The 16,277-nt window shown below is 34.9% G+C and carries 10 protein-coding genes; 9 read left to right on the plus strand and 1 reads right to left on the minus strand.

Annotated elements, in window-relative coordinates:
* Positions 1-6: 6 nt before the first annotated feature.
* The 4 genes from ACO05K_RS00600 (at position 7) to ACO05K_RS00615 (ending at position 5,660) form a co-directional block, all read left to right on the plus strand.
* Positions 7-1,491, plus strand: coding sequence for a RagB/SusD family nutrient uptake outer membrane protein (locus ACO05K_RS00600; protein ID WP_421942531.1), 1,485 nt, complete (start codon positions 7-9; stop codon positions 1,489-1,491).
* Between the two features lie 104 nt (positions 1,492-1,595).
* Positions 1,596-2,657 carry a glycoside hydrolase family 130 protein gene (locus tag ACO05K_RS00605; RefSeq protein ID WP_421942532.1) on the plus strand — a complete coding sequence of 354 codons (1,062 nt, stop codon included), beginning with the start codon at positions 1,596-1,598 and terminating at the stop codon, positions 2,655-2,657.
* Complete coding sequence (locus ACO05K_RS00610; protein ID WP_421942533.1) at positions 2,642-3,925, plus strand: MFS transporter; 1,284 nt, start codon at positions 2,642-2,644, stop codon at positions 3,923-3,925. Before ACO05K_RS00605 ends, ACO05K_RS00610 begins: the two co-directional genes overlap by 16 nt.
* Positions 3,926-3,944: 19 nt before the next feature.
* A complete protein-coding gene (locus ACO05K_RS00615; RefSeq protein ID WP_421942534.1) occupies positions 3,945-5,660 on the plus strand; it encodes a hypothetical protein in 1,716 nt (571 codons plus the stop codon).
* 291 nt (positions 5,661-5,951) lie between these two features.
* Here ACO05K_RS00615 and ACO05K_RS00620 read toward each other — a convergent pair whose 3' ends face one another.
* Positions 5,952-8,882, minus strand: coding sequence for an insulinase family protein (locus ACO05K_RS00620; protein ID WP_421942535.1), 2,931 nt, complete (start codon positions 8,880-8,882; stop codon positions 5,952-5,954).
* A gap of 229 nt (positions 8,883-9,111) precedes the next feature.
* Between ACO05K_RS00620 and surE the strand changes: the two genes are divergently transcribed.
* The 5 genes from surE to ACO05K_RS00645 all read left to right on the plus strand — a co-directional run bounded on the left by surE (position 9,112) and on the right by ACO05K_RS00645 (position 16,275).
* Positions 9,112-9,957 (plus strand): 5'/3'-nucleotidase SurE, encoded by an 846-nt coding sequence (gene surE, locus ACO05K_RS00625; RefSeq protein ID WP_421942536.1) that lies wholly within the window; start codon positions 9,112-9,114, stop codon positions 9,955-9,957.
* Positions 9,958-9,966: 9 nt separating this feature from the next.
* Entirely contained in the window at positions 9,967-10,239 is a 273-nt protein-coding gene (locus tag ACO05K_RS00630) for a stationary phase survival protein SurE (RefSeq protein ID WP_421942537.1), read from the plus strand.
* 406 nt (positions 10,240-10,645) lie between these two features.
* Entirely contained in the window at positions 10,646-11,752 is a 1,107-nt protein-coding gene (lpxB, locus tag ACO05K_RS00635; protein ID WP_421942538.1) for a lipid-A-disaccharide synthase, read from the plus strand.
* A gap of 118 nt (positions 11,753-11,870) precedes the next feature.
* On the plus strand, positions 11,871-12,875 hold the full coding sequence (locus ACO05K_RS00640; protein WP_421942539.1) for a LacI family DNA-binding transcriptional regulator: 1,005 nt from the start codon (positions 11,871-11,873) through the stop codon (positions 12,873-12,875).
* 376 nt (positions 12,876-13,251) lie between these two features.
* The gene (locus tag ACO05K_RS00645; RefSeq protein WP_421942540.1) at positions 13,252-16,275 is read left to right on the plus strand and encodes a SusC/RagA family TonB-linked outer membrane protein; all 3,024 of its coding nucleotides are present in this window, start codon (positions 13,252-13,254) and stop codon (positions 16,273-16,275) included.
* The last annotated feature ends 2 nt before the right edge of the window (positions 16,276-16,277 follow it).

Here is a 16,277-nt window from a genome sequence, read left to right on the forward strand (position 1 = left end):
AGTATTATGAAAAAAATATTATTAATAAGTGCAGCAATTGGTTTAGTAACCATAACTGGTTGTAAAAAACAACTTACTACCGAAGCTGTTGGCTTAACAACATTAGAGCAGGTTAATTCTACCCCAACTTTAGGTACAGTAGAAAATTCTGTAAACTCAGCATATCAATTATTATCAAACCGACTTAACATTTTAGCGCAATGGGATTGGGCAGGTGGTTTGGTTTTTCAAAATGATTTGGTTTTGCAAGATATCGCATCTGATGATATGGAGAAAAAATGGAATCCTGATGGAGACCAGCCATGGATGGACGACGTGAATAATTTCACTTTCACCTCTACAAATGGCGGTCCAAATGGATTATGGAAATATGATTATGAAGGCATTAAGCGTCTAAATATCGCCATTGAGTTATTAACTAAACCTGATATTGAAACGATAACTGGTATTACAACTGCTCGTAAAAATCAATTATTGGGCGAAGCTTATTTCTTACGTTCGTACTATTATTTTTCTTTGGTTACCAATTTTGGTGATGTGCCATTAATCCTAAAACCTGTAAGTACTTATCAGGAAGCTTTTGATGTAGCTGTTAAAGCTGATAAAGCTGTTGTTTGGGATAAAATTAAATCTGATTTAGCCCTTGCAAAAGGTTTGCTACCTAACGCTAAATATAGTTCAGCTACCGAAAGATGGAGAGCAAATAGAGGTTCTGCGATAGCATTGCTTGCTAAAAGTGCATTGTATACAGAAAAATGGGCAGATGTAGTTACTAATGTTAACGAACTTCAAGCTACAGGTTTTTACGGTTTAAATGCGAATTACTTCGATAGCTTTAATCAGGCTAAGGAGTTTGCAGAGAATGAAGTTATTTTCTGTTACGATCATCAAAGTAACCAAAATCCATTAAAAGGAAATGGTATTTGTGCACCACTTGGTTGGGGTTTCTTTGCACCAAGCACCGATTTCTTAAATGCATTTGAAGCAAATGATCCGAGAAAACTTTACACTGTAGATGTTCCAAATCAAAACGTAAATAAGTTGTTAGGAAGTACAAATGGTTCTAATAAAGGCAATGATGATGCAGCCAACAATAAAATTTACATCCGTTATGCTGATGTTTTATTATGGAAAGCAGAAGCTCAAAATGAGTTAGGTCAATATGCTGATGCGGTTGCAATTATTAATCAGATTAGAACCAGAGCCAGAACAAGCGCAAGTGCATTAGGTGTTGTTCCTCCTGCTGGAACTTTACCAAATAGAGCTGCATCAACAAATAAAGAAGAAGTTAAAAACTGGCTTATTTCTGAACGTAGAGTTGAGCTTGGTTTTGAATCTCAACGTATGCTCGATTTAAAACGTTGGAAAATCGCGAAGGCTGTAATGACTTCAAAAGGCAAAAATTTCCAGGATAAGCATTACCTATATCCAATACCACAGGGTGAAGTCGATGCTTCAGCAGGAACTTTAAAGCAAAATCCTGGTTATTAAATTATTAGGAGCCAGTTAAATGCTCGAATGGCTCCTCTCTCAAATCATTCTTTTAAAAAAACAGCATCACATTTTGTGTGGTATTGATAAATATTTTCAAAAATATGTCAACAGATATTGCTAATCGTTTTCCTCAAAACCCAATTCTCTCTCCTAAAGATTTAAAACCAAGTATCGAAGGCTTAGAAATTGCTTGCTTGCTAAATCCAGGTGTATTTACTTTTCAAGGTAAAACCTGGTTGCTGGTGCGAGTGGCAGAACGCCCCAAACAAGAAGAGGGTATAATTTCGTTTCCGGTGTTAAACGGCAATGGAATAGAAATCATCAAAATAAAAGAAAATGACCCGGAGTTAATTGCAACAGACCCTAGAGTTATAACCTACAAAGGAGCCGATTATTTAACAACACTTTCTCATTTAAGGTTGGTACGTAGCGATGATGGTATTAATTTTTATCAACCAGAAGGATACCCATTATTACAAGGTGAAGGTGAAGATGAAGCTTTTGGAATTGAAGATTGCCGTGTTGCGCTAATTGAAGATACTTATTATCTAACCTTTACAGCCGTTTCTAGTCATGGTGTTGGTGTGGGTATGCGAACAACCAAAGATTGGAAAACTTTTGAAAAACATGGTATAGTTATTCCGCCACATAATAAAGACTGTGCAGTTTTTGAGGAGAAAATCAACGGAAAGTTTTATGCATTACACCGTCCAAGTAGCGTAGACTTAGGCGGTAATTACATTTGGATTGCCCAATCGCCAGATGGTATACATTGGGGGAAAAACAAATGTTTAATAAAAACCCGCAAAGGTAAATGGGATAGTAAAAGAGTAGGAGCAGGTGCTGCACCAATAAAAACCGAAAAAGGTTGGTTAGAAATTTACCACGGTGCAAATGAAAATCATCAATACTGCTTAGGTGCATTTTTAATGGATTTGAATGATCCTACAAAAGTTATCGCCCAAACAGATGGTCCAATTATGCAGCCACAAACACCATACGAATTAAGTGGTTTTTTTGGTCATGTGGTTTTTACAAACGGGCATATTATTAACGGCGATGAACTTACAATTTATTATGGCGCAGCCGATGAATTTGTTTGTGCTGCCAAATTTTCAATTCAAGATATTTTAGCTCAATTAAAACCATGCGATCAGAAATAGCCCATTTTAAAAGTCAATCTTATAATTTTAAGGTATTAACCCTTACCAATTTAATTTATAGCATTGTACTTCCTGTTATAGATATTTTTGTAGCAGCCTACGTTATGCGTAGCTCAAACGACCCTGTAAAAGTTGTTGTTTATCAATTAACCATATACTCTGGCATTCCAATTACATTTTTAATTAACGGTTATTTGTTGCGTACATTTTCTATTAAAACCTTGTATTCATTAGGGATGATGTTAAGCGGGATTTCTATGATGGTAATGATGTCTTTAACTACATTAGATACCGTTGGTATTGGCATCGCCGGATTAATTATGGGCATGTCTTTTGGCTTTTATTGGGCAAACAGAGATTTTTTAGCCTTAGCCATGACAAACGATGAAAATAGAAATTACTATTATGGTTTGGAAACATTTTTTTATACCATTATTGCCATCATCATTCCTTTTTCTATTGGTGCATTTATAGAGTATCAATCTGCTATAAGTGGTAATGCACAATTGGCTTATCGCATCGTTACAGGCTTTGTGGTTTTTATTACCATTTTGGCTTCGGTTATGTGCTTTAGGGGCAATTTTACCAATCCTACTGAGAAAAAGTTTGTCTATTTTAAATTCGATCCTTACTGGTATAAATTATTGAGACTGGCGAGTTTAAAAGGATTAGTACAGGGATTTTTGGTAACAGCGCCAGCAATGTTAATTATGTTATTGGTGGGTAAAGAAGGCGCATTAGGTACAGCACAATCTGTAGGTGCAATTATCGCTGCATTTGTAATGTACATTATTGGACGTAAAACATCGCCAAAACATAGAGTTTATGTTTTTGGAGCAGGTTTATTATTATTCGCCATTGCAGCAATTATTAATGGCATTTTGTATAATAGTACGGGTGTAATTATGTTTATGTTGTTGTTATTGTTAGCAAAACCATTGTTAGATATTGCTTATTATCCAATTCAGTATAGCGTAATTGATATTTTAACCAAAAAGGAAAAACGTAGCGAATTTGCTTACATATTGAATCACGAAGCGGGTTTGTATATTGGTCGTTTGGTTGGCGCCGGAACGTTTTTAGTTTTGGCTTATTGTTTCTCTGTAGAAATTGCCTTACGTTATGCTATTGTAATTGTAGCTGTTTTGCAACTGGCTTCATTTTGGGTGGCAAAAGATATCATTAAGCAAGGTAAAATAGAAAATGTTGATAATGCTCCAATTTTAAGTACTGAAGAGCCAACTCTTGTTGCTCCAATAACTAACTAAAATTATACATTCGATTAATATGAGGATTACAAAAATACTTATCACAATATTGCTCTTTTCTATTTCGAGCCTGGTTATAGCACAGGTTAAACAGTTATCGCTTAACAGAGTTGATGAAATGGCTGATGTGCCGCAACCTCTAAAAATTATCGATTGGAAATTAATGGCTCAAAATTTCGATAAAACGGTTTACGATTTCAATGCAAAAGGAGAATATTGGCCAATGGTTTGGATAGACAGTACCAATAAAAACTTTAACGAACCTGCATTAGGGATTTATACTGCCGTTGGCGATGTTCGACAGGGAAGACAGCATAATAAAGGGATGTTTCATGAGGCTTTGGCCAATATGGGAGCTGTAATGGGCGCAAGTTTAATTGGTATTGATAAGAGCAATCAGCAAAACATGAATTATGTGGCGATGCTCAAAAACTATTTTAACCGTGATACCAAATGGAATATCATGATGAATAACACCGCTCCAGAAGTTGCGCTTTTGGGTGGCGGTTACGGCAGAGATTGGTGGTATGATGTTTATCCGAATGTTTTGTTCTATGCCATTTATGAGCAATATCCAAATCAAAGAGATTTTGAATGGATAGCTAAAAGCATAGCCGAAAAGTTTTACAAAGCAGATTCGATATTGAATGGAAATTATAATTATTCTTATTTCGATTATACACAAATGAAACCAATGAAAAACCAAATTTGTGCGCAGCCAGATGCCGCTGCCGGACATGCCTGGGTTTTGTATTCGGCTTATAAGAAATTTGGTGATAAACGTTATTTGAAAGGTGCGATAAGTGCTATGACGGCTTTAGAAAGCAATAAAATAAATCCCACATACGAATTGCTGATGCCATTTGGCGCTTATTTGGCTGCAAGAATGAATGCTGAACAGGGTACAAATTTCGATGTACATAAACTTATGGGCTGGACATTTGATGGTACTGCTGTTTGTCGTGAAGGTTGGGGCGTTTTAACTGGGAATTGGAATGGTTACGATATTTCTGGAGTGGTTGGGAGTACTGTAGACCACGGTGGTTATGGGTTTTTGATGAATACTTTTGATGCAGCCTGGCCATTGGTTCCAACAGTTCGCTATAATGCGGCTTACGCGAATTCAATCGGTAAATGGATGTTGAATGCAGTTAACGCATCGAGGTTTTTTTACCCTCAGTATATGCCTGCCGATAGACAAACCATTCCTCAATTTGAATCGGTTACAAAAGGCGTAATTGCTTATGAGGGTTTTGCCAAAACTTCAACTTTTGATACGCTTTATACAGATAAAAAAGGACCTGTTGCACAAGGTGATGGACCGAAATGGGTTCCTGGAAAAAATCCTGAAGTTTCACAGTTTAGTGTTTACGGGAGTGGACATGTAGGTATATTTGGCGCAATCGTAGAAAAAACCAATGTAGAAGGTGTTTTGAAATTAGATGTATTAGCTACAGATTTTTATAAAAACAAAGCCTATCCTACATACTTAATTTACAATCCGTTTAAACAAAATAAAAGCATTACTTATAAAACTAAAACTAAAGGTAAAGTAGACTTGTATGATGCCGTTAGTCAACGTTTTGTTGCTAAAAATATAACAGGAAAAGCCAATGTTTCAATTACCGCTGCAAATTCAGTAATTATTGTAGAAACACCTGTTGGAAGCAAAATCACTAAAGCAAAAAATCATTTGCTAGCAAATGGTATCGTTATCGATTATCAGAAAAAGTAGAGTTCCAAGTATAAAATTTGCCTGGTTTTGAGTTTCTAAAGGTGGATTTTTGTTTCTAAACCCGACAGCAACGGCAGCCGCGAGTTTTTACGAGGGCTATAGTGAATGGCGGGATTGATGTTTCCGATAAACCACTGCATGCTCATTTTCTAATTATTAAAATTAAAAACTGTCAATAAAAAAGCGTTCCGAAATTAACCGGAACGCTTTTTTATGGAGCTTTCAAAACCTGCAACAATAAACATTGCAACTTCGAACATTCCAACTTCGAACATTCCAACATTTTACGCCTTAGTAACCAAAAATTTGCTCTAATGTTAACGTAGTTACATTACCAAACTTCTGCATATCCTCAAGTTTTACTTTTTTATCAGATGCAACAATTAAATAAGAGTAAGGCTTATTCGCAATTTTTTGGTCGTGGAAGCCTTTAATATCTGTAAACGTAATTGGTTTTAAACCTTTGTATAAATCAATTCTCGAATCGTAATCGTAACCTAATTTCTTATCAGCAAAATAATAGCTGAAAATACCATCTTTGGTAACTCTGTTGGTTTCAAGAGAACTCAAAACGTTCGATTTTGCGCCATCAAAAGATTTATCACTCTGAGGTAAAACATTTAATAACTCGTTCATTCCGTTAACTGCATCAGTCATTTTATCTGCCTGACTACCAACATAAGCAATCATGCTATATTGTCTGTCGGCTTTATCTGGCATTTGATAGATTGCATAAGTAGAATAAGCCAATGCTTTCGATTCTCTGATGGTTTGGAAAACGATAGAACCCATTCCGCCACCAAAGTAGTTGTTAAACACTTCAATATTAGGGCGGTCGGTTTTGTTATATTCTCCGGTATTTCTTAACCAACGAATTTCTGATTGAACCATATCGTAGTTAGCGAAATATACTTTATTGCTATCTTGAACAGTGTAATTGTACACTTTTGCAGGTGCAGCTGGTGTAAACTCTTTACCTAATCGATGTTCTTTCTTTACATCAGCGGTAAAAGCATCAACATCTTTTGGTCCGTAATAAGTAATTACATGCTCGTAATTTGTTAAGTTTTTCAAAAGATAAATTAAATCTTCAGCTTTCATGTTTTTAACATCCTCGTTAGATAGAACGTTATTGTATGGGTTAACACTTCCGTATTGTGCGTAAGAAGTTAAGCCAACCATTATCTGGCCTTTGTTTAACTTGTTGTTTTCACGGCTTTTAAGAATTGTGTTTTTTAAATCAGCTAATGCTTTTTCATCAGGTTTCACATTTGCAAGAATGTGCTCAACAAGGCTTACCGCTTTATCGAAATTTTCTTGTAAACCGCTAATGTTAATTGTAGTAGTTTCTGTACCAACGTTTAAGCTGTAAGAACAAGCGATGTTGTAAAATGCTTTACTAATTTCTTCAGCAGTATATTTATCAGTACCTAAAAATGGCAAATAACTTGCAGCGTAAGGCAATAGTTTGTAGTTATTTGTACCATGATTAAATCTGTAAGTCATTCTAAAAATAGAATTGTCCTTGTTTTTAGTTGTTAAAACATCAGCAATACCTACTTTACCAGTAATAATATCTTTTTTATAATCTAAAAACTTAGGCTCTAAAGGTTTTACCGGAGATTCTATTACACTTTTAACGAATGGTGATGTTAAATTACCATTTGCATTAATTGGAGTGATAGTTGGTTTCTCTACTTTAGTGGTGTTTTTATCTTCGCCTTTATGTTTAAAGCCAATTACATAATTATCTTTAAAATAAGTGTTTACGAAAGCAACAACCTGGGCTTTTGTAATTTTTGCAGTTTCTTCAATATCTGCTAAACTTTTATCCCATTTTGTACCTCTGTTTAAAATAAATTCGTTCGATAAATATTCAGCTCTGCTATTATTACTATCAAAAGCCTGTAAGAAGCTAAATTTTTGATTTGCAACGATTGCTTTAATCAAATCATCATCAAACTTGCCTTGTTTTAGTAATTCAATTTGCTCTAAAAGTAATTTAGATGCTTGCTCTAAACTCTGACCTTGACGCGGTTGTGCCGATAAATTGAACACACCGTAATCTTTCATCTGCTGATAGCTTGCGCTAGAACGTTGCGTTTTTTGTTGTTTGTTTAAGTTGATATCAATTAAACCAGCTTTACCATTAAATAAAATGCTTTTAATTAAGTTAAGCATTAAGCTATTTTGAGTATTTTCAGCATAACCACGATAGTAAATTTCTACCATTTCTGCACTCGGACCATAAACATCAATTTTTTGAATTTTAGTTAATGGTTTTTCCGGAGCCGGATTGTAAAGTGTAACTGGTTTCGAAACCATGTAGCTAAACGCTTTATCCACTTTGTTAATCATTTCATCGGGATTAAAATCACCAGTAAAAACAGCAGCCATGTTATTTGGAACATAGTATTTGTTGTAGTAATTTCTAATTTCAACCAGCGATGGGTTTTTCAAATGCTCAATCGTTCCGATTGTGGTTTGCTGTCCGTAATTGTGCGTTGGGAAAAGCAATTCCATCATCGCTTCATCAAGCTTATTTGGGTCGCTATCTAAGCCACGGTTTTTTTCTTCGTAAACAGCCTCAAGCTCGGTATGGAAAATACGGAAAATTGGCTTGCGGAAACGTTCGCTTTGAATGGCTAAAAATTTATCAACTGCGTTTGATGGAAAATCTTCATTATAAACAGTTTCCTCGTACCATGTATGCGCATTTGATGAGTTTCCACCAATACCCGATATCATTTTATCGTATTCGTTTGCAATTGAAAAGTTTGATGCCTCTCCAGAAGTTTTATCTATTTCTTTGTAAATTTCTTTACGTTGAGCAGGGTCTGTAGTTTTATTATACTTTTCGTAAAGTGCATCAATTTTATCCAATAAAGGCTTTTCTTTTGCCCAATTGTTGGTTCCAAATTTATCGGTTCCTTTAAATAAAAGATGCTCAAGGTAATGCGCTAAACCAGTGGCATTTTTAGGGTCGGTGTTGCTACCAGCTCTAACACTCATTCTCCATTGAATATTTGGTTCTTTATTGTTTGGAGATAGAATCACGGTTAAACCATTTTTCAATGTATAAAACCTCGAATTCGATGGGTCGTTGGTTACATATTTATACGTGTAACCGCCGGCTGATGCTGTTTTCCACTGGTAAGTTTGCGCTTTTACAAACGAACCTGTTACTAAAAAACAAGCAAGCGTAAATAGTTTAAATTTCATTTATTTGATTTTGGTTTATGATAACGATTGTTAAAATTTTTAAATAGGGTTGATGTGCCTTTAAATCTCTAAATCGTAGGTTAATAAGTTACTTTATCAAATATATATGGATTATCGTATCGAATGAAATGCTTTTGAAATTAATAACTAAAAAAGCTTTAACTAATCGTTTTACTATAATAAATTAGGTTTGTTATCGCTTAAATATATAAATCTGTATTTTTACAGCATGACAAAGCAAAATACTAAACCCAATATTTTAGTTGTAAATGATGATGGTATTACTGCCATGGGCATTAAAAACCTAATGGAAGTAATGCAGGAGTTAGGAAACGTTGTTGTAGTAGCTCCAGATAGCCCTCAAAGTGGAATGGGGCACGCCATTACCATTGGCAAACCAATTCGCTTTGATAAAGTAGAATTATACCCTGGTGTAGAAATGTACAAGTGTAGTGGTACACCTGTAGATTGTGTTAAGCTTGCCGTAAACAAAATATTTAAAGGTAAAAAGCCCGATTTGTGTGTGTCTGGAATTAACCATGGTTTAAATAATTCCATTAACGTTTTGTATTCAGGCACCATGTCTGCTGCGGTAGAAGGCGCAATTGAAAAAATTCCTTCTATTGGTTTTTCTTTAGATGATTTTGCAGCTGATGCAGATTTTAGCTTTACAAAAGAATACATTAAAAGCATTTGCGAACAAGTTTTAGCTAATGGTTTGCCAGAGGGCACTTTGCTTAATGTTAATTTCCCTAAGGGCGATGGTTTGAAAGGCATTAAAATTTGCCGCCAAGCAAACGCTAAATGGATGGAAGAATTTGACGAACGAAAAGACCCATACAACAGACCATATTATTGGCTTACCGGCGTTTTCGAAAACTTTGATAAAGGCGAAGACACCGATGTTTGGGCTTTAGAACATGGTTACGTTTCGGTTGTGCCGGTTCAGTTTGATTTAACTGCGCACCATGCCATCCAAACGCTTAACAGTTGGAATTTTGGCATTAATGCAGATGCAAAATCAAATGAAAAGCCAACTAAAGTTTCTGCACCCGATGGAATTAATTTAGGTTAAAACCATAAGATGAATAAATATTTAGCGAAACTCAAAAACTCTGTATGGATAGGTTTGGGTATTGGGCTTTTTTCTCCGGCTGTATTGTGTGCAATCGTCTGGTTTATCATTAATAAGGTAACTTATTTAAGCAAGGCAGATTTGCTGTACATCGGTGGGATTGCGTTTAACGCCTACTTAATGCAATATTTTTTTAAATACAATAAAGAGAATACGGGTAGAGGAATTCTTGCGGCAACCTTTGTTTGCGCATTTGTTTTTTTTGCCTACAAAGTTTTTTAGCAAGCTATAAAAACACGAGATAAAGATTTTTTTGAAAATGAGTGTTAGTGGTTAATGGCTTACAGCAGTCCCCCTTTTCGCTGTAGCTCCCGAAAAAACCTGTGAGAGAAGGAAGCAGACAATTAAAAAAATAAATACTGTGCTTAAATCGGGAGGCTGCCGCTGCAATCGGGTTTAAAAACAAAAGTTTGCCCCGGCAATATTGTAAATACTGCAGGTTTTACGTTTGGGTTTTTATGTAAAGACTGTTGTGCATAAACCCGATAGAACTAAATAGCCCGCAATCCCGATTTTTTTTTCATCGGGAGCGGACTATAAGTGATAGCGGGACTACAGTTTACTAAGTATTACAGAACCGCTCGTTTTCAAAAAAAAATTAAAATATAAAACGCAGAACTTAAAATAAATGAAATACTATTTGGTAGCTGGTGAAGCATCAGGCGATTTACATGGCGCCAACTTAATGAAAGCTTTAAAAGCCGAAGATAAAGATGCTGTTTTCAGATATTTTGGGGGCGATAAAATGCAGGCAGAGGGTGGCGAATTGGTTAAGCATTATGCCGATATGGCATTTATGGGTTTTACCGAGGTTTTACTAAATCTGCGTACCATCTTTAAAAACCTAAAAGCTTGCAAAACGGATGTTTTAGATTGGACACCCGATGTTTTAATACTGATTGATTTCCCTGGTTTTAACCTAAAAATTGCTGAGTTTGCAAAAAAGCAAGGCATTAAAGTTTGCTACTATATTTCTCCTAAAATTTGGGCCTGGAACCAAAAAAGGGTACTTAAAATTAAAAGAGATGTAGACCACATGTTCTGCATTTTACCTTTCGAGGTTGATTTTTATCAGGAATGGGGCATGAAGGTTGATTATGTTGGTAATCCTTTATTAGATGAGAAAGCACAATTTTCGCCTAATCCAGATTTCAGAACGGAACATAATTTAAGGGATGGTAATATAATTGCATTATTACCGGGAAGCAGAAAGCAAGAAATAGAGCGTTTGTTGCCAGAAATGTTAAGCATTACAGAGAAGTTTCCTGATTATACTTTTGCGGTTGCTGCGGCGCCAACTTTTACCGAAGATTATTACAATCAATTTATTGCCGGGAAAAACGTTATGCTGGTTTTTAATAATACCTATAACCTATTGTTTAATGCTCATGCTGCTATTGTAGCATCGGGAACCGCAACTTTAGAAACTGCTTTGTTTAAAGTGCCTCAAGTTGTGGTTTATAAAGGCGGAATAATCTCCATAGCCATTGCCCGTTTGCTGGTTAAAATAAAATTTATTTCGTTGGTTAACTTAATTGTAAATAAGAAAATTGTTACCGAGCTTATTCAGGAAGATTGTAATCCGGCCAAAATTTACGACGAACTAAATTTAATTGTATCAGGAAAATCTAGGAAAGAAATGCTGAGTAACTATGATACTTTGCTTAATTTAATGGGAACGCCCGGAGCATCAGAAAAAACAGCTACGCTGATTGTTAAATATTCTAAATCTTAAAGATATTCGAGTAGATTTTTTTTCAAATTCTAACCAATTCAGTAGCTATTTTATCGATTTAGTAAAATTCGGGTTTTTTATTTAGTTTTGAGCAACCACTATAAACTATTATTCGCCAATGAAAGCCCTCTCTATAAAAGATATCGCTGTTAAAGCAAACGTTTCTATTACTACTGTTTCTTTTATTATTAACGGAAAGGCTAAAGAGAAATCCATCAGCGAGGCTGTAATTGAGAAGGTTGAAAAAATTATAGAGGAAAGCGGCTATAAGCCAAATCAAATCGCCAGAAGTTTAAGAACTGGTAATTCAAACATCATCGGTTTAATTGTAGAAGATATTTCCAACTCATTCTTTGCAAGAATTGCCAGACTTATTGAAGATAAGGCATATAAGCGTGGTTATAAAATTATCTACTCCAGCACAGAAAATAGTATTGAAAAGGCTCAGGAATTGATAAACATGTTCAAATCCAGAAAGGTAGATGCGTATATTATTTCTCCAATTAAAGGTCTCGAAGAAGATATTCAACTTTTATTAAACGAAAATAAACCGGTTATACTTTTTGACAGAAATTTGCCTGATTTGGTAACAAACTACGTTGGTGCAAACCATTTCAGTGCATCTTACCAATCTGTAGAAAATTTTATTCAGGAAGGCAGAAAGAACATCGCATTAGTAACTACAGATATAGACGTACAACAAATTACCGAACGTTACGAAGGGTATAAAAAAGCCTTGGAAGATTTCGGATTTAAGTATAACGATGATTTGGTTGTAAAAATTCACTTCAACCAGGATGAAGAAGCTACGATAGGAGAGATTAAAGAACTATTTCAATCTAAAAATGTAGATGCTGTTCTTTTTGCAACAAATTATCTTGCTATTAGTGGCTTAAAAGCTTTAAAGCAACTTAATAAAAAGATTGGAAATGATTTATCTGTTATTGCATACGATGATCACGAAGCTTTTGAATTACATACACCAGGTATTTCTACCGTGCAGCAGCCATTAGAAGAAATCGCTGAAACAGTTATTAAATTGATTTTAAGTCAATTATCTTCTCGGAATAAACTTCCGAACGAACATGTTATTATTCCAACCAAGCTTATCATAAGGAATTAAGCTCAAATTTGATTTTGTTTTAGTGTAACATTTATTTTACAACTAAATCGTTTTATTATATTGAAAAAAATTTCTACTATTGATGTAGTAAAACGATTTACTATAACCAAATGTATTTATGAGACTTTCACAGAACCCTAACTGTATGTCAAAAATGCTCTATTTCAGTGAATTGGCAGGTTTTTCTGCTGATGCAGGTTTCATATTCATTTCAGCAAACAGATTCACTTTACATATAAAGTCATAATAATACTATAGTAATGATCAGGTAAGATTTAGACCGTTCATGCTGTGCTTCATAATTATTACTACAGATAAGTAATTACATCAGAAAAAATAATATAACTAATCAATTTAAAATTTAACAAAACCGCTAATGAAAATTAATTTACTCAAAATTACGGGGCTATCTGCAGCAATAATATTGCTTAATGGTCCTGCGTTTTCAATGAATTCGGAGTTGGGAGGTGCGAGAGGGTTCATGAATACGGACATGCTCAGTATGCCTATACTGAAGCAAGGTGTTATCACTGGTACGGTGATAGACGACAAAGGGCAGCCGGTACCGGGTGTTGGTGTTAGAAACCAAACATCAGGAAAAACAACTGTTACAGATGCTAATGGTAAGTTTTCCATAGAAGCATCAACCGGTCAGGTAATTCGCATTACCTATATTGGTTATGATACTCAAAACATTACAGTAGGTTCTGCAACAACTGTTAGTGTGAAATTGGTTCCTGCAGCAGATACATTAGAAGATGTAACTGTAGTAGGTATTGGATACGGTACTTTGCCACAAAAAGAAGTATCATCTGCAATTACACACATTACATCAGAAGATTTTAGACAGAGTGGTTCTAGAAATGCTTTAGATTTAATTCAAGGTAAAGTTGCTGGTTTGAATATTACACGTACAAGTGGCTCTAACCCAAATAGTGGTGTTAGTGTTCAATTACGTGGTGTAGTATCGGTAACAGGTAGCACATCTCCATTATTTGTTATTGATGGAATACCAGGCGGTAACCCAGATTTATTACAACAAGACGATATCGAATCAATTGACGTATTAAAAGATGGTTCTGCTGCTGCAATTTATGGTTCTACTGCTAACGCTGGTGTAATCTTAATTACAACTAAAAAAGGTAAATCTGGCGCACCGCAGTTTAATTACAATGCTTACGTTAGACATGAAGTTTATAACCCATTTTTACAGTTTTTAACTCCTGCTGAATACAAAGCGAGAGTTGCGTCTGGAGAAATTAAACAACAAAACTTTGGTAGTGAAACAAACTTTGTAGACGAGTTAGTTAACAAAAACAACGTTTCTAACAACCATAACTTTAACATGAGTGGTGGTACAGATAAAACTAGCTATAGAGCAAGTTTTAACTATCGCGAATTGCAAGGTATTGCAAAACAAAATAGCAGAGAGGAATATACTTTAAGATTTAACATTAACCAAACTGGCTTAAACGATAAATTAAGAATTCAGGCAAATTTAGTTACAAACTTTAACAAAGCTAATACATTAGGTGGTGGCGGTTGGGAAAGTGAGCAAACTAAAAACCCAACTTTATCAAACTTTAATCCAGATGGTAGCTACCGTTTTGATTTAACCAGTACAAATGAGTACGCTCGTTTATTTCAAGAAACGTCTTATCGTAAACAACAAACAACTTCTGCTGATGTTAAAGTTGATTTAGATATTATCGAAGGTTTAAAAGCGTCAGTTTTTGGATCGGTTCAAAGAGATAATGGTTTTGATGGAGGATATCGTGCAAAAACAAGTGAAAATTCTGTTGAAAATACAGATTTTCCAAGTGGTGGTTATGCTGGTAAATCAGATTTCTTAAATCAGAACTGGGCGTTTGAACCAACATTAACATACAACAAAGTAATCGCATCAAAACATAGTATTAATGCTTTATTAGGTTATAGTTATCGTTATGGTATGAGTGAAAACTTATCTGCTAATAACAGAGGTTTCATTAACGATTTATTCCATGAAGATAACTTAGGTCAAGGTGCTGCATTAGGTGTTGGTAAAGCTGGAATGGGCAGTGGTAAAAGTGATAATACTTTGATTGCATTTTTTGGTCGTTTAAATTATGTATTTGATGGTAAATACATTGTTAATGCAACATTAAGAAGAGAGGGTTCATCACGTTTCGGAGATAATAACAAATGGGGTAATTTCCCTGCTGTATCTGGTGCTTGGAATGTTTCTCAAGAAAATTTCATGAAAAATGTTAGCTGGGTTAATAATGTGAAATTAAGAGTAGGTTACGGTGAAACTGGTAACAGTGGTTTTTCTAACAATGCATCAAGGGTAACCTTGGGCGGTGGTGGCCGTTACTTATATCCAGATGGTCAGTATTTAGAAACTTATGGTCCGAATCGTAACCCAAATCCAAACTTGAAATGGGAAACTAAAATAGAGACTAACATTGGTTTAGATTTCAGTTTGTTGAAAAACCGTTTAACAGGTCAATTAGATTTCTTCAAACGTAAAACTAAAGATTTATTAGATACTTATACTTCTCCACAACCTCCATTTGTACAAAGTGGTATCTACACAAACGTTGGTACATTATCATCTAAAGGTGTTGAGATTGCGTTAAGTTATGCAGCAGTTAATAAAAAAGATTTTAACTGGAACATCGATTTAACAGCAAGTCATATCACTAATACGTTAGATGCTTATTCTAATGATGAATATAAAATCTTATTTAAAACTTTCGGTGGTATAGGCGGTGCAGGTGCATTAGGAGATGCGATTGTTACTTATGAAGGTGGTCGCGTTGGTGAATTCTGGGGTAAAAAATTCGCAGGTTTCACTTCTGATGGTAAATGGTTATTCTATAACAGAAACGGACAAGCAGTACCGAATGCTCAAATCAATAACTCTAGAGATAAGAACGTAACAGATTTACAAATGATTGGTAATGCAATTCCAAAATATTATGCATCATTAGCCAATAATTTCACTTACAAACAATTTGATCTACGTGTTTTCTTAAGAGGTAAATTTGATTATGATATCTTAAACAGAAATGCACTTTCTTATGCTAACAAAACTTGGTCTGGCAACTTGTTAACCAGTACTTTTGATAAGTATAGCCAAATCAATGATACTTACATGTATTCTGACTATTATTTAGAAAGAGGTAGCTATGTTAAAATTGATGAGGTAACTTTAGGTTATAACTTTAAATTTAAAACTAAGCTGATTAGAAACATGCGTATTTATGCAACAGGACAGAACTTAGCAACAATTACAGGCTATACAGGTAGTGACCCAGATTTTATTAACGATACAGGTTTAGGGCCAAGTGTTGATAATAGTGGTGCATACCCTAGTACACGTTCATTCTTGTTCGGATTAAATGTTGGATTTTAAAG

It is taken from the genome of Pedobacter sp. (assembly GCF_965227205.1).
Classification (GTDB): Bacteria; Bacteroidota; Bacteroidia; order Sphingobacteriales; family Sphingobacteriaceae; genus Pedobacter.

What these genes read in the sequence shown, in the direction of transcription:
- ACO05K_RS00620 (WP_421942535.1), bottom strand. Translation starts at nt 8,882, where the DNA reads ATGAAATTTAAACTATTTACGCTTGCTTGTTTTTTAGTAACAGGTTCG.
- ACO05K_RS00600 (WP_421942531.1), top strand. Translation starts at nt 7, where the DNA reads ATGAAAAAAATATTATTAATAAGTGCAGCAATTGGTTTAGTAACCATA.
- ACO05K_RS00645 (WP_421942540.1), top strand. Translation starts at nt 13,252, where the DNA reads ATGAAAATTAATTTACTCAAAATTACGGGGCTATCTGCAGCAATAATA.
- ACO05K_RS00610 (WP_421942533.1), top strand. Translation starts at nt 2,642, where the DNA reads ATGCGATCAGAAATAGCCCATTTTAAAAGTCAATCTTATAATTTTAAG.
- ACO05K_RS00630 (WP_421942537.1), top strand. Translation starts at nt 9,967, where the DNA reads ATGAATAAATATTTAGCGAAACTCAAAAACTCTGTATGGATAGGTTTG.
- ACO05K_RS00605 (WP_421942532.1), top strand. Translation starts at nt 1,596, where the DNA reads ATGTCAACAGATATTGCTAATCGTTTTCCTCAAAACCCAATTCTCTCT.
- surE (WP_421942536.1), top strand. Translation starts at nt 9,112, where the DNA reads ATGACAAAGCAAAATACTAAACCCAATATTTTAGTTGTAAATGATGAT.
- ACO05K_RS00615 (WP_421942534.1), top strand. Translation starts at nt 3,945, where the DNA reads ATGAGGATTACAAAAATACTTATCACAATATTGCTCTTTTCTATTTCG.
- ACO05K_RS00640 (WP_421942539.1), top strand. Translation starts at nt 11,871, where the DNA reads ATGAAAGCCCTCTCTATAAAAGATATCGCTGTTAAAGCAAACGTTTCT.
- lpxB (WP_421942538.1), top strand. Translation starts at nt 10,646, where the DNA reads ATGAAATACTATTTGGTAGCTGGTGAAGCATCAGGCGATTTACATGGC.